General features: G+C 68.0%; 11 protein-coding genes. 10 read left to right on the top strand and 1 reads right to left on the bottom strand.

Annotated features, from left to right (window positions below):
- Positions 1-2 precede the first annotated feature (2 nt).
- From DQP57_RS20250 to DQP57_RS20205, 10 genes are all read left to right on the top strand, one after another.
- Complete coding sequence (locus DQP57_RS20250) at positions 3-2,657, top strand: hypothetical protein (protein ID WP_112634493.1); 2,655 nt, start codon at positions 3-5, stop codon at positions 2,655-2,657.
- Position 2,658: 1 nt separating this feature from the next.
- A complete protein-coding gene (locus tag DQP57_RS20245; RefSeq protein WP_112634492.1) occupies positions 2,659-4,701 on the top strand; it encodes a hypothetical protein in 2,043 nt (680 codons plus the stop codon).
- On the top strand, positions 4,698-7,187 hold the full coding sequence (locus DQP57_RS20240; RefSeq protein ID WP_112634491.1) for a hypothetical protein: 2,490 nt from the start codon (positions 4,698-4,700) through the stop codon (positions 7,185-7,187). The genes DQP57_RS20245 and DQP57_RS20240 overlap by 4 nt, the downstream gene beginning before the upstream one ends.
- Positions 7,187-8,119, top strand: a complete 933-nt coding sequence (locus DQP57_RS20235; RefSeq protein ID WP_112634506.1) for a hypothetical protein — start codon at positions 7,187-7,189, stop codon at positions 8,117-8,119. Before DQP57_RS20240 ends, DQP57_RS20235 begins: the two co-directional genes overlap by 1 nt.
- Before the next feature lie 23 nt (positions 8,120-8,142).
- Entirely contained in the window at positions 8,143-9,297 is a 1,155-nt protein-coding gene (locus DQP57_RS20230; RefSeq protein WP_165821858.1) for a hypothetical protein, read from the top strand.
- A gap of 17 nt (positions 9,298-9,314) precedes the next feature.
- Entirely contained in the window at positions 9,315-10,286 is a 972-nt protein-coding gene (locus DQP57_RS20225) for a sensor domain-containing protein (protein WP_112634489.1), read from the top strand.
- 12 nt (positions 10,287-10,298) lie between these two features.
- On the top strand, positions 10,299-11,297 hold the full coding sequence (locus tag DQP57_RS20220) for a sensor domain-containing protein (protein WP_112634488.1): 999 nt from the start codon (positions 10,299-10,301) through the stop codon (positions 11,295-11,297).
- Positions 11,298-11,415: 118 nt separating this feature from the next.
- On the top strand, positions 11,416-12,312 hold the full coding sequence (locus DQP57_RS20215) for a sensor domain-containing protein (protein ID WP_165821857.1): 897 nt from the start codon (positions 11,416-11,418) through the stop codon (positions 12,310-12,312).
- A gap of 112 nt (positions 12,313-12,424) precedes the next feature.
- Positions 12,425-13,279 carry a sensor domain-containing protein gene (locus DQP57_RS20210; RefSeq protein WP_165821856.1) on the top strand — a complete coding sequence of 285 codons (855 nt, stop codon included), beginning with the start codon at positions 12,425-12,427 and terminating at the stop codon, positions 13,277-13,279.
- A gap of 115 nt (positions 13,280-13,394) precedes the next feature.
- Positions 13,395-14,276 (top strand): sensor domain-containing protein, encoded by an 882-nt coding sequence (locus tag DQP57_RS20205; protein WP_205869184.1) that lies wholly within the window; start codon positions 13,395-13,397, stop codon positions 14,274-14,276.
- Between the two features lie 11 nt (positions 14,277-14,287).
- Here the strand turns inward: DQP57_RS20205 and DQP57_RS20200 are convergent.
- On the bottom strand, positions 14,288-14,672 hold a 385-nt coding region (locus DQP57_RS20200; RefSeq protein WP_114149389.1), incomplete at its 5' end, for a cutinase family protein.

Genomic DNA, 14,672 nt, shown 5'->3' with positions numbered 1-14,672 from the left:
CCATGGCTCTATCCGATGCGTCACCCGCGCTCACGGTGATCGTGGCGCCTCACCTGCATACCGACGAGCTGCTCGGCGTCCTGTGCGATTACTCCGCCGCGGGACTGCTGGGCGTGTTCGTCTGGGTGGACGCCGGCGACGCGCGTGGCCCCGCCACAGCGGCGACGATGGTTCGCGACGGCCGGTCGGAAAGCGTTGTGCTGCAGCAGGTGTTGACCGCACAGCATTATGACCGGGTCAGGGTGGCGGTGTTGGTTCCGCTCGAAGCCCCGGCGGATCAGCGGGCGCCCCTGGCCGCCGAGCAGTTCGTCGAACAAGTGGTGCGCAGCACCGCCAGGGGAGCGAGGATGACCCTGCTGCGGATGTTGCTCACCAGTGGGCGGGCCGGAGCCAGTCAACTCAGCCCATCGGTGGTCGTGGAGGGCTGGCACAACCTGCTGATCGCGCCGGAGGATTCGCCGGCACCCGGGCTGGGTGCGGTGCCGTGGGGGCACCTGGCCGAACCACTGGATCTGGCCCAGCGCGCCGCGCCGGTGGTCGCCGCGGTGGCCGGCTTGTGGGCCGACGTGCAGCAGACCCCCTTCGACAGCGTGGAGATCCTGCCGGGCCAGACGCTGCGCGCGGTGCGCGCGTTCTACCGCAGCCTGGACACCGCCGACGTGGAACGACGGCTGCGGGCGCGACTATTCGACCCGGCCGGACGGTTGCCGTTGCCGCACGGCGGCCAGGTGCCGGTGCTCTACGTCGAGGACGTTGCGGCGGCCACCCAGACGATGGCGCGGGCGCTGTGGACCAAACATCGCGACGTGCTTCGGGGGCCGCGGATGGGCGCCGACGACGTTGCCACCCAGGCCATTTCGATCTGGGCCGCGCTGAAGATGTTCCTGCGTTTCATGGGTGGGGCTCTGCGTAATGCGCCATCGGCGTGGCTGTCGGCGGTCAAGGGATCGGTATCGGCGGTGTTGGCCTCGACCGTGCAAGGCACCGTGTTCGGCGGCCGCGAATCGGCGTTCTCGGTGGTTACCGGCAGTCAGCTCGCCGACTGGCAGGATCTCGGCCGTAGCGCGGACACGCTCAACGCGGCCATCGGCGGATCGGCGGCCAACGGGCAACTGGCGCAACAAGATCTCAGCCCGCTGTGGATCGACTTCGTCAACGGTGCGCTCACCCTTGCCGACGGTGGGCGGCGAGCCAAGGGGCTCGACCCGATCCAGGTGGGCGCGGGCGTCGGTGTGTTGGCCAACGCCGCCGACGTCGTACCGAGTCGCGCGGATCGGTTCACCGCCATTCCGACGTCGCTGGCCGCGGTGATCGGCGTCAGCGACCTGGAGCCGGCCGACGTGCTCGGCGTCGCCGATCTGCGCCAGCGGTTGCAACGCGCCTATTCCGATCCCGCCGCGGGCGTCGAGGCGCGTGGGGCATCGACCGAACTGGAGCGCTGGCAGCAGCATGCGTCGAAAAGCTATGCCTGGCAGGCGGGATCGATCCTGGCCGACTTCCTGGGGCGGGCCCGCACCGAAGTGGCGCAGATAGCCGAACAGATCCAGCGGGCGGCCAGCGAGATCTCGATCGACGAGAAGGTGCGCGCCCGCCAACAGGCCATCGGTACCATCTTGGCCACCCTGACCTGGGGGACGCTGGGAGTGCTGCTCGTCCTGATCGGCCTAGCGGTCGCCGACTTCACCGGCTGGAAATACACGTTGATCACCGGCGGCATACTGATCGGCCTCTACGTTGTGGTGTCGCTGACGCTGTTCCTGTTCGCCCAGCGCGACATGTTCACCTTGATGAACCTGCGGAAGTCGCAACAGAATCAGCTCGAGATGATGCAGGCGAATCTGCAGACCGCACTGCAGGATGTCAGCCGCCTGTCCACCGCCTACGGCCAATACTTGTCCTGGTGTCGCGTGCTGGGGCCCGTGCTGCGCGCGCCATTCGGCCCCGCTCCGGCGGGACGCTCGGCGGCACCGCTGATCTCCGACGGCCTACCCCGTTGTGCCCAGGTCGGGGTCGCCGACCCCGGCGCGGAGCGCGCCGACGACGCGGCACATGCCATCCAGCGCCGCCTCTACGCGCTGGGCTGGCTGACCAAGCCGTGGCAGGAGATGGTCACCCATGCGGCGGGCCGCCTGCGGGAGGAGCCCGAAATGCTCTATCGCATGCCGGGTTTCCACACATCGTCGGGTCTGGATCAGTGGTCGGCGGCGGTGGCTTCCGGGCAGGTGCACTCCACCGGCGCCGACGCCCTATGGCAGCGCGTCGAGCAGATGTTCGCCGAGGATGACCGGGTGGGCGCGGCGCTGACCGGTGCGGTGTTGGCGCCGGCGATGGGCCAGCACGTCGGCTCCGAGCAGTTCGCCGCCGGAGTCGTCGACCATCGGCCGGGACAAGCAGCCCCCTTCGATGGTTCGGTGTTCACCGACGCGGCGATGACCGCGGGCCGCTGCGCGGTCGCGATCGATACCGCCACGATCGCCCGGCCCGGGCTGGGTTTGCGGGCCTCGGTGGTGCAGGCCAGCGACGGCCTGGCGCCCTACGACTTCACCCTTTTCGAGGTGCCGCTGGCGGCCGCGTCGGGATTGGAAACGGAAAAGACCACGGTGATCACGCACACCGAGCACCGTGACACACCGCCCGGCGGGGATTTGGTGTTCTAGCATGCCCGATCCACAACACACCGGCGACGCCGACGACCCCCGACTGAACGCCCTGATCGCATGGCGCCAGCGCCTGATCGACTCCGGGGCGGTGTCCAAGGCGGGGTTCAAGGAAACCCACCTGCGGCTGATACTGCGCTCCGGACGCACTGACGTGGAACAGATTCGGGCCATGCTGCCCGGATCGGTCGCCGACTACGCCGAGGAGCTGGCGGCCGTGCTGGCCGAGGTGGAATCGGACTCAACGCCGGGCCGCCATCACCGCTCGGGAAGCCTGGCCGCGGTGGAACCCGACGGCGAAGCGACCGGTGCCGCGACACTGGCCGACGGCGAGGCGAGCGACCAATTGCCGCTCAGCTCAAGCGATTTCGCCACCTACACCTTCGGCGAACAGACCGGCCCCCTGGCCGCCGTCACCGTCAGACCGGCGCGCGACGACGCCGGGGGCTGCGAGCTGGCCTGGACCCCCTACCTGTCCGGCGGCGAGGCCGCGGTGATCTACCGGCTGGTCGCTCAGGAGGACAACGCGCCGTACTCCCCGGATCGCGCCCGGTTGGTAACGGCCACCACGGCGACCACCGCGGCCGACCCGGCGCCCTCGGCGGCGGCGGTGCGCTACTACCAGGTCTGGGTGAACGTCGGTGCGACCCGCGCGGAAGCGCTTGCGGCGCAACCGATCAAACACGCCGAAGGCGTCGCGGTCAGCCCGGTGCGTGATTGTGTCGTTCGGCAGGACAACGGCAAGGTCATCGGCAGCTGGACGGTGCCTTCCGCGGTGAGCACGGTATTCGTGTCCCGGTTGCCGGTCGAGGAAGCCGGTCGCGAGGGTCCCCAACATCGGATCTTGCTCGACCGTGACAATCGGGCGGGATTCGTCGACTCCGATCCGGCTCCCGGCCGGCACTACCTGTATCGGATTCGGGCGGCCGTCCCGGTCAACGGCGTGTTGCGGCTGTCGGCGGCGGTCGAGGCCGACGTCGAAATCGCCGCCGTCCTGACGCCGGTCACCGACTTGATGGTGACATCGGCACCGGGGTCCGCCGATGGCTTCGAACTCACCTGGAAGGCGCCGGCCGCCGGCGAAGTGGTGATCTATCGCAGCCAGACCGGCCCGGCCGCCGGCGCCGAGGCCAACGAGTTGCCCGAGGCGGCGCTCGAGCAGATCGGACTGACCCCGGATTTGCGCTTGACACAACCGATTACCGAACAGCCGGGGCCCGATGGACGACCGCGGTCGAGGATGTCGGGAGTGTCCTGGCCGACGGATTGGAGTCGCGCCTACTTCACCCCGGTCACCGTGCTGGCGGGTCGCGCGTTGCTGGGCAAGACCTTCTGCTCGGTACGCACCGGAGTCATCCGCGACGTCGAACTGGCCGAATATTGCAACAAGCAGGTCCTGACATTCGACTGGCCGCAAGGCGCCGCCGTCGTCGTGGTGTACCTGGCGCCCAAGGGCTACGACCCGCGCAACGGGTTGACCGGTACGTCCTACGAAATCACCGTCGAGCAATACGAAAAGTACGGCGGCCTGCAACTGCCCAATGGCAAGCTTCCGGTGAGCGGGTGTTCCCTGCATCTGGCGCCGGTGGCGTTTTCCGCGGGCCGCCGCGCCATCGGGGCGGTGCGCAGCGTCGAGTACGCGGGCCTGCTGCGGCTGCAATACGCGGTGCAGTTGAGTCGCGACCCGGCGGGTCAGCCGTCGCACGCCACCATCTATATGCGGTCCGAATACGAGGTGCCCGGGTCGCCGGCGTTCGTGCTGATCAACCATCCCGATCGAATTCCGTTGTCGCCCACCGATGGTGAAGCACTCGATGCGGCACCGCTGGATGCGCAGGGTGGATTGGCGGCCACCCCGTCCAAAGAACTGCGGTGGTCGGCGTTGACCACCGCCGGAACCGCCGAGCCGTGGGCCGTCGATCTGCGGGGCCGGCGCGGGTGGATCAGGCTGTTCGTCAACACCCCCTCGGCGGCGCGGCTGCGCACCATCGCGCTCCTGGACCCGCCCGTGCACAGCCTCCGGCTCAGCGTGGGCGCGCCGTGACCCCGCGCTACGGCCAACTCGCCTACACGAGCTTCGACCAGCCGGGAGGCGCGGGGGGCTGGCAGGTCAAGCAGGCCACCGGGGAGCTGTCGCCGGAGGAGACCCAGCGCCTGGCGTCGGGTGTGCGCACCGCCTTTCGGCCGGTTACACCGCTGCCCGACTATCCCACTCCCGAACAACTGGACGCGGCGCCGCGGCGCCTCGAGTACCGCCGATGGGCCAGCGATGCCGCGGGCTACTGGCACACCGTCGCCGCGGGCGCCGACAGCACCGGGCGTCCGGGCAACGTGTTCGCGCACGTATTGCTGGACAGGGCACCGGATTCCGCGCCGCGGCTGCGTCCGATCCAGCGGTGGGGTTCACCGAACTGGTTGCGTCCGTTCGGTGCGGCGGCGGTGGCTCGCGCCGCTTTGCCCGGCGATCCGCCCGGCGCGGCACAGGTCGTCACCCGAGAAACGGCGATCGCGTTCGCGCTGGACACCAGCACCTGGCGGGTGGGCACCCTGCTCGGATTGCTGGACGCGGTGGCGGCCGCGCTCGACGGCGGCGCACCCGTCGTCCTGGGCGCCGTCTCCGTCGACTCGGCCGCCCAGTGGATCGGTTTGGTGAGCTTCCTCATGTCGCCGGGAACCGCGGCCACCCTGAACTTCAGCACCTTCGACCGCGCCGACCAGCTCGGCCCGGCGCAGCACGCCATCGCGCACCTGGCCGCGGTGCCCGTCGAAGACTTAGGCACGGTACCAACCGGTTTCGTCGTCATCGACGAGACCGCGACACTATCGCTGGGGGAGTTGGGTGGCGATCCGCATCGAACCGCGGCCGGCCAGGCGATCGACGTCACCGCGTGGTCGGTGATGGCGCAGGAGGTACTGCTCGATCCGCAGTCAGCCCTCGCGGTGCTCGACGAACTCGACCGCCGTGCGGCGCAAACCCCAGATCGAGACCTGCACCCCGCCTGGCCGCTGGCCGTCACGATCGCCGCCGACGAGGATTTCGCCGCCGCCCATCCCGAAGCGACCGCGATCATCGCGGCGCACTCGCCGGCTGGCATCGTCGCGGGATCACCGACCGAACGCCTTGTCGACGAGGCGCTTTCGGCCCTCGTCGGTCAGAGCACCTCCGACGCCTGGAAGGCCGCGGAACAGAACCTGCCCGGCTTCGCCGGGGAGCACGCGGCGCTGACCTACCTGTGCCGGGCGATCGATGACGACACCTGGCTGGACCAGCTCGGTCCGATTCCCTTGGGCCGCAACAGCTATCACGGCCGACCGGTTCCCGAGCCCCTGACGGCAGCCCTCGGGCCGGCGTTGCGGCGCGCAAGCGGCACCGGTGACCCGCAGCGACTGCTCAAGCTGATCGATCTGCTGCTGCGGGCCGGCGTCGACGATGACCGCCTGACGAAGGCCCTCACCGAGCGGGTCGCGGCCCAGCTGGCCGACCCGCACACGGGACCCACGCTGGCCCGACGCCTGACGCATCGGCTTGGTCCAGAGACCCGGATCGCCGCGGCCGCCGCGACGCTGCGTCTGAGTTGCGACGGCGCCACCGCGATCAGCGACGCCGTGCTGGATTGGTTCGCCGACGGATCCACCATGCCCCCGCCGGGCGAACTGCTGGGTGCGCAACCGTGGGATGTGACCTGGACCCGTGCGGCGGTGTGCGGCATGCGCGCCGAGCGCCACCCGGGTGAAGCGGACAGCTTCGCCGAGCTGTGGTGGCTCGCGGCCAACGGATCCCCGTACCGCGACGAGCTGGCGGCCCGCCGCGTGTGGGACCCCACGCAACTGTTGGCCGCGGGCGGCGCCGCCTTGAGCACCCCGGCGCTGTTGCCGACGCTGCTGGGGGCGCCCGACAGTGAATCATTGCTCCAGCTGGCCGACCAGATCACCGCCGCCAACAACGATGACCTCGCGGTGGCAAGCGCCGCGCTGCGCGCAGTCAGCCCGGCGTCCTGGGTGCAGCGGGGTTACATCAACACCCATCACCGGGCGTACTCCAGACTGTGGGATGCGGCATTGGGCGAAATCGGCCCCGGGCGGGTGCATTCCGACTGCGCGGTGCGGGTGACGGTGCTGGCGGTCCTGGGCCTGATCGCCGGGCAGCCACGGCCCGTGCTCGCGAGTCAGTTGGCCGCGGATCGGGCGGTCGCTGCTGCTGCCGTCGAGCAGCTGATAGCCCTGGCCGATGCCGATATCGTCCCGGCCACAGAGGTTTTGGCGGCCAGCCTGTTACGCGCCGACGCCGCCGAGCCGGGCGATGCCGTCGACGGCGTGCTCGCCGCGGCCGCCGCCGCGCTGGCCGCAAACCGCCAGTTCAGCGAAGACGACCAAGAGGCAGTGCTCGCGACGATGATGCGGATGGCCGGCAGCAACGACGCAAACCCGCCACGGCGCTACCGCAAGCTGATGAGCGCGATGCTGGCCCGCCGCGCCGACGGGCGAGCGCCGCTGGCCGCCCCGCCGGCTCAAATGTGGAGGAACCCCTGATGCCGATCTACGCCCTGACCGCACGCAATCAGCGCGCCCACATACCCGTCGGGCCGCTGTCGGTGTCCATCAGCGGTGCGGTACACGACGCCGCGCTCGACATCCAGGGTGTCCCGGGCCAGCCCGTGGTGCGCTCCAGTCCTCAGCATGTCGTCTTGCCCTCGCTGACCGGTCCAGTCACCATCGCCGTCCGGCCCGCGTTCACAACACAATTCGGCGCCGACACCGTCGTGCACTTGGCGATCGCGCACGATGTGCCCGACGAGGCCGACCCCGTCCAGGTGCTGTTCGATCCGGTAGACGTCAGCGGCGACTCCGCGGTGGTGTTCGCCGAATTGCGGCCCGCCGGCCACCACATCGAAGTTTCGGTGACCGCCGCCGCCGACACGGCACTGAGCCCACTGGCGGCCGCGGCCCGCACCTCGGCGCGGCGTCTCATCGGTCGGGACCGCAAGCAAGCTCACGCCGAACTGGTTGTCGCGCTGAACAGTTCGGCGTCGATGCGGCCCTGGTTCGCCGATGGCAGCGCGGCCGCCGCGACCGACGTGGCGGTGGGAGTGGGCGACGCCCTCGGGATCCGTGACGTGGCCGCGGTGCTCGTCGGGGCCGACGTCACCAAGATCGCTGCGGAAAGCCATGCCTCCGGGCCGGGCGCGGGGCTGGCCGAAGCGGTGCGCAAGGTGCAGCCGCGGTGGTCGGCGGGCGCGCGCTGGTCGAGGCTGCGGACCGACATTGCCACCGTGGCCTGCTCGGACTTTCCGGCCAGCGGTGTGCAGCGCGGCTTTGCGTTGATCACCCTGTCCGATGACCGCCGGGTCGCCGGACCGCGGCTGCCGGCGCCTCGGTCGGGACAGGATGCGGCCGCGGAACTGCTCGCGCATCCGCAGGTGCTCGACGACATCACCGCCGGGCTTGTGCGGGCCCTCACATGACCGCGCCCGCCGTCCCGGCGATATTGACCAAATGCCCACGGTGCTTTGCGCTTTTGGATCCCGACCACCACTTGTGGACATTGGCGCCCAGCAGCGGTGCGCCGCGCTATCACGACGAGGTCGGTTCGGCGTTCCTGGGCGCCAAAGCCGACATCGGGCCGATGTTCCGGTGGGATCGCCCGCCCGGGTACCACGGCCCGCCACCGCCGAACATCGCCGCGCAGGCGCTGCGTGGTCCCGTCCTCGAGATCTGTCCGGTCTGCCACTTCACGCTGCCCGATCGATGGCGCGAGGGTCAGGCGTATTGCATTGCGATGGCGGGGGCGCGCGCGACCGGGAAAAGCCTTTACATCGCCGTGCTGGTACGCCAACTGCAGCTGTTGTGCGAGCACCTCGGATTCGCGATGGCGCCCGCGACGCGCTCGACGGCCGTCGCGTACACAACCCATTACGAGACACCGCTGTTCGTGCAGCGCGGCCTGATCCCGCCGACGCCGACCATCATGACCCAGACGTCCACGCAGCGCGAGCCACTGATCTTCAGCCTGGGTACCTGGCACGGGGTGCAGCGCTATCTGGTGCTGCGCGACGTCGCCGGCGAGGACATGGAATCCGGCAACCTGCATTCCCCGCCGTTTCGGTTCTTCAGCAACGCCGAGGCCGTGTTCTTCATGTTCGATCCGCTTCGGGTGCAATCCATTCGCGATCAGCTCCAGGACCTGCTGCCCCCGCAGATGGTGAGCGGGGGAGACCCGAGCGGCGTGCTGAACAACGTGATGATGGCCATCGGGTCCGGTGAACCGCGACTGGCGGTCATCTTGTCGAAGTTCGACGCGTTGCGCGCTCTGCGTGATGTCGACGGCTCCGAGTGGAGCATGGTGATGTCCAACGCCGGCGCCGCGTATCTGCGCGATCCCTCGGATTCGGTGCTTTACGACGACAACGACGGTCAACTGCTGCACGAAGAGGTGCGCAGCCTGCTGACCCGGCTCAACGCCGGATCGATCATCGCCGGCGTCGAAAACCCCTCCACTCCAAGGCGGTTGAGGCACCGGTTCTTCGTCGTCTCGGCGCTTGGCCAGCCACCGAGCGGGCAGCGGCTGCACGCCCGGGGCATCGCGCCGTTCCGCTGCGTGGACCCGGTCCGCTGGGTGACCTCGAGTTTCGGTGTGCTCTAGGTATTCGTGCGGCGAACATGACGATCCCCCCTCAAAATCCCTTCGAGCACAACCCGTTTGGCGGGGCGCCGTTCGGGGCTAGCCCGTCCGGGCCGCCGGTGTATTCGGCGCCCCCCGTGCCGCCGCCGGATCGCCCACCGGTCAACGCCTTGGCGACGTTGTCGGTGGTGTTCGCGTTTGTATTCGCGCCCGTCGGGGCGGTGCTGGGGCACTTGGTGCTTCGGCAGATTCGGCGCACCGGCGAGCGCGGCCGAGATCGCGCGTTGGTGGGGACGGTGCTGTCGTATGCGGTGATGATCGTCGTGGTGGGCGTTTTGGCGGTGTGGTTGACCCGGTCCGAGAGCACCCCCGCCCCCAGTGGGGCATCTAGTAGCGTCACAGCGCACCCCACCGTTGCGCCCTCCGATCTGGCGAACTTGGAACCTACCCTCGACGACGTCAAAACCATTACCGGGGATCAGCTTCTGACCATGGGCGAGGTGTTGCACCGGCCCAACATAGGCAACGCGATGGGTCAAACCCTCGACCGTCCTGAGTGCAAAGTCGCGATCGACGCCGGGATTCCGGACTCTTACAATGCCGGAGTGATGCTCGGCTTCTATATGCCGGCGTTCATCGACCGAGGCGACCCCTACAACACGGTCGCGGTCGGCTCGGCGGTCACGGCCTTCCTTGACCCGGTCACCGCGCAAGCCCAACAGGCGAACATGCTGTCGACCTGGAGCAAATGCGGCGCGGGCTCGTCGGTGAAAGTAACGTTTCCCGATGGGCGACCGTTCACGTTTCAAGTGAGGGGTCCGAATCCGATGAATAACGGCGTCACCACTATGGAATTCGCTACCGAGACCGAGTTGTCGGTGCACGCCGTCGCGACGAAGTCCAACGTCGTCATCGACCTGTTGGTGTCGTATACCGGAAATGGCATTGACCGCGCCCGCCAGACGGCGGTGGATGTAGCCAACCAGATCCTCAACAAGATTCCGGGCTGACGGGACCGAGCCATGACCAACCCACAGGAACCGTTCGGGCCGAACACCTTCAGCGGGAATCCCTATGGCGGTGCCCCGTATGGGGGAATGCCGCCGGTCTACACGGCGCTGCCGCCACAGCGGCCGCGCCCCAACATCTTCGCGACACTGTCGGTGGTGTTCGCCTTCGTCTTCGCCCCCGCCGGGGCGGTGCTGGGGCACCTGGGCCTGGCGCAGATACGCCGCAGCGGCGAACGAGGGCGCGACCGCGCGATCGTCGGCCTGATGCTGTCCTATGCCGTCATCACGCTGACGGTGGTGGGCCTGGTCGCATGGGCGACCCAGTCCGACAACGACTCATCTCGAACAGTGTCCCGGACCAGCGCGCCAGCCTCGACCGGCGCCGGCTCGGCGCCGCCGTCGCCCCTCGTCACCCCGACGGGGCTACCCGGATTGCTGCCGACGATCGACGACGTCAAACGCTTTATGGGGGACCCCAATCTTGTTGCCCTGCCACCCACGTTCAAGCCGGGCCCCGATTCCGACAGCGCATCGGTGGATCGCCCCGAGTGCTGGCCGGTCATGGGCGGGGGCGCCCCGAACACCGACACGCAGGCCCTGGTCGGTTACTACGGTTTGGTCCTGATCGACGACCACGACATACCCGCCCTCAAGGAAGCGGGGCAGGTGCTGATGGCGTTCCGGGACCCGCCGGCCGCGCAGCGTCAGTTGGCGAATCTGGTGTCGATATGGCGCAAATGCGGCGGATCGACGATGAACATCCTTCCACCTCCCGGCAAGCAGGCGGCGCCGGTCGCGGTCTCGATGGGTGTGCCCTCCGACGCCGGAAACGGCATCACCGCCATGGTGTTGACCGCGCAGGGCCCAGTGCTGCGGTCGCGCAACGACCGAGCGATCGTGGCCAAAAACAACGTGGTCGTGGACATCAATGTGGTGCTGGTGGACACCGACCGCGGCCAGCAGGCCGCACTCGACATCGCAAACTACATCCTGGGCAAGATCCCGAGTTGAGCTGATGACTAATCCCTTTGCCGGCCCCAACCCGTTTCAGCCGAATCCGTTCGGCGGAGGGGTTCCAGGTCAGCCACCGCCACCGCCACCGCCGGCCCCTCCGCGTGACGAGGCGAATATGTTGGCGACATTGTCGGTGGTGTTCGCGTTCGTCTTCGCCCCTGCGGGTCTCATCTTGGGGCACTTGGGATTAGCGCAGATTCGCCGCACCGGCCAGCGCGGTCGCGATCGCGCCTTGGTCGGGGTGACGCTGTCGTACGTGTTCATCGCCGTAGTGGTGGTCGCGTTGATCGTCCGGGCCATGCTGCCTGACAGCGCCCCAACGCACGTTGCGGTACCGGCCACCACGACGACGAAGCCCCCATCCGGTACCACACCGCGCCCGGCCGCTCCGCCAAGACCTCCAATTGTGACTCCGTCGGACCTGCCCGGTCTGCTGCCGAGCCTCGATGAGGTCAAAAACATTACGGGGGACCAGGTTCTGGTGGGGTACGAGCCAACATCCCAACCGGGAAGTAAGTACCAACTCGTCAACCGCCCCGAGTGCTCAGCAGTCTTCGCGGCAGGCGCACCGAACACCTACGACATGCAAGGCGCCCTGCGCTACTACGCCACCATGATGATGGAAACAAATAATCCGCGCACACCGACCGAGGCTGGTCAAGCGGTCGTGGCGTATCGCGATGCGGCAGCGGCCCAAGCGCAATTGGAAAAGATCCAGGCGATCTGGCATCAATGCGCCAACTCTGCCATGACTCTGCTCCCCGCTCCCGACAAAAAAGGGAATGTAGCCGTCGCATTGACGGTGATGACGCCCGTTGATGCTGGTGGCGGTATCTCCACCATCGAGGTGATAGCGCAGCAACTGTCACCACGGTTGGGCACCTACCGAGCGATCGCCGCGAAAAACAATGTCCTGGTGGATGTGATGATTCTCATGGCCGAAACAGTCGGCCGCGGTCCGCACGCCGCGCTAGACATCACCAACTTCATCCTCAACAAGATCCCGGGCTGAACACATGACAAATCCGTTTGGCGCCAGCCCGTTTCAGCCGAATCCATTCGGTGGACCTCCGCCCGGTCCACTGCACCCGCCTCCGCAGATCCCTCCGCGTGACGAGGCGAATGTGTTGGCGACGCTGTCGGTGGTGTTCGCGTTCGTCTTCGCCCCTGCGGGTCTCATCCTGGGCCACTTGGGATTAGCGCAGATTCGCCAGACCGGGCAGCGGGGGCGCGATCGCGCGTTGGTCGGGGTGACACTGTCGTATGTATTCATCACCGCACTGGTGGTTGCCTTGATCGTCGCGGCGATCATGCCGGATTCCAACCCGACTCGCCTTGCAATACCGATGACCACGACCACCACAAAGCCACCGCCGCCCACCGTGGCACCGGCCGACATGGACGGCTTGCTACCGACCCTTGACGACTTCAAGCACTTCACGGGCGACGACGCACTGACCATTCGTGCCACAAAACATCTGCCTACGCCGGATCCGCTGCGGGGACCAACTGATCGCCCCGACTGCTGGGGTGTCTTCGAGTACGGCGCCCCAGAGGCTTACGACGTTGGAACCATCGTCGGCTACTCCGAGTCGGTTTTTTCCGACATTCACGATCCCTTGAACCAATGGAGTCTTGGCGGGGCCGCCGCGGCATTTCACGACTCGGCGGCGGCAGCGGCTCAGGTTGCGAAGCTGCAGTCGATCTGGCGCAAATGCGGTGGCTCGACGAGCCACGACACCGAGTCCGACGGACGAACCACCGAGGTGGACATCAAGCCACCGTCCGACACCGGCAACGGCATCACGACCATAGAAACCGTGAGCCACTTTCCAATACCCGACTACGGCGTCCGCGCGATCGCCGCTAAAACCAACGTGGTCATCGACGTCGGGGCATGGTCGACGGCAAGCGCCGACCGCAGCCGGCAGGTCGCTCTGGCAATCAGCAACTTCATCCTCAACAAGATCCCGGGCTGAGCACATGGCAAATCCCTTCGGTACCGGCCCGTTTCAGCCGAATCCGTTCGGCGGACCTCCGCCCGGTCCGCAACACCAGCCGCCACCTCCGGGCCCGCCTCGTGATGAGGCCAATGTGTTGGCGACGCTGTCGGTAGTGTTCGCGTTCCTCTTCGCCCCCGCGGGTCTCATCCTGGGGCACTTGGCCTTAGCGCAGATCCGCCGCAGCGGCGAGCGCGGCCGCGATCGCGCTCTGGTGGGCGTGACGCTGTCGTATGTGTTCATCACCGCGGCAGTGGTCGCGCTCATCGTCCGCGCGATGTTTCCCGACGCGACTCCAGCCGCGGCCCCGGCGACCACCACGACCACGGCGCCGACCATCACGACGACGACCCGCACAACGCCGCCCCCACCCCCCACCGTCGCGCCGGCCGATGTCGACGGGCTACTACCCAACCTCGAGGACGCCAGGAACATCAGCGGCGACCCGGCCATGAAAGCTGATGCGACAGTCCACCAACCGGGACCCGACCCGCAGCGGGGGCACATCGACCGAACCGATTGTTGGGCAGTGATGGAGACCGGCGCCCCGGAGGCCTATGACGTCCCGGCCATCGTGGGATTCGCCGGATCAGCCTTTTCCGACAACCACAACTTGCACCACCAATGGGTCGTGGCTCAAACGGTCTCGACATATCACGACGCGCCGGCCGCTCAGACCCAGCTGAACAAGCTGTTGTCGAATCTGCGTCAATGCAGCGGCACCACCATCAACGCGACGTGGCCGAACGGCAGGACATACCCGTTGGCTGTGGAACCGCCTGCGGACGCTGGCAACGGCATCACCACGGTGGCGCACGTACTGCAATCGGCCGATCGCATTTACTGCGTCCGTGCCGCGGCGGCCAAGGCCAACGTGGTCATTGACGTGGACACGTGCTCCAACGACGGGCCCGACCCCAGCCAGCACGCCGCGCTCGCCGTCACCACCCTGATCCTCGGCAGGATCCCCGGCTAGCCCGCGACTCCTCAGCCGCCAAAACCGGCCGGAGGCGCCGCGACCGGAGCCGGACCACCCAGGCCCAGGTGGCTGGAGGCGAACGCGACTCCCTTGTCGATCATCGCGCCGTCGTCGGCGTAGGTGTTGTGCGCGGCGAAGTTGAGGCCGTCGGAGCAGACGGGGTCTTCGGTGGCGCACACCTTGATGGTCTTGTCCTGATACAACGGGCCAATTTCCACGGGCGGTTCGTTGAGGAAGTTCATTGCCCGCACGTTGGGCATGCCGAACAGCACGACCGAGGAGACGTGGTTGGCCACGTCGGGGGACAGCGGTTTGGGCACGGTGTTGGGGTCGATGCCGTCGGGCACGGCGGCTGAGGTGACAAAGCCCATCACGGCCGCGCCCTGGGAGTAG

It is taken from the genome of Mycobacterium colombiense (genome assembly GCF_003284935.1).
In the GTDB taxonomy this organism is placed as follows: domain Bacteria; phylum Actinomycetota; class Actinomycetes; order Mycobacteriales; family Mycobacteriaceae; genus Mycobacterium; species Mycobacterium arosiense_A.
The sequence above is the reverse complement of the archived record's forward strand: the minus strand, read 5'-3'. Positions and strand labels throughout refer to the sequence as shown.

Excerpts from the sequence above, each read along its gene's own strand:
- DQP57_RS20250 (WP_112634493.1), top strand. The coding sequence starts at position 3 with ATGGCTCTATCCGATGCGTCACCCGCGCTCACGGTGATCGTGGCGCCT.
- DQP57_RS20245 (WP_112634492.1), top strand. The coding sequence starts at position 2,659 with ATGCCCGATCCACAACACACCGGCGACGCCGACGACCCCCGACTGAAC.
- DQP57_RS20235 (WP_112634506.1), top strand. The coding sequence starts at position 7,187 with ATGCCGATCTACGCCCTGACCGCACGCAATCAGCGCGCCCACATACCC.
- DQP57_RS20225 (WP_112634489.1), top strand. The coding sequence starts at position 9,315 with ATGACGATCCCCCCTCAAAATCCCTTCGAGCACAACCCGTTTGGCGGG.
- DQP57_RS20220 (WP_112634488.1), top strand. The coding sequence starts at position 10,299 with ATGACCAACCCACAGGAACCGTTCGGGCCGAACACCTTCAGCGGGAAT.
- DQP57_RS20215 (WP_165821857.1), top strand. The coding sequence starts at position 11,416 with ATGTTGGCGACATTGTCGGTGGTGTTCGCGTTCGTCTTCGCCCCTGCG.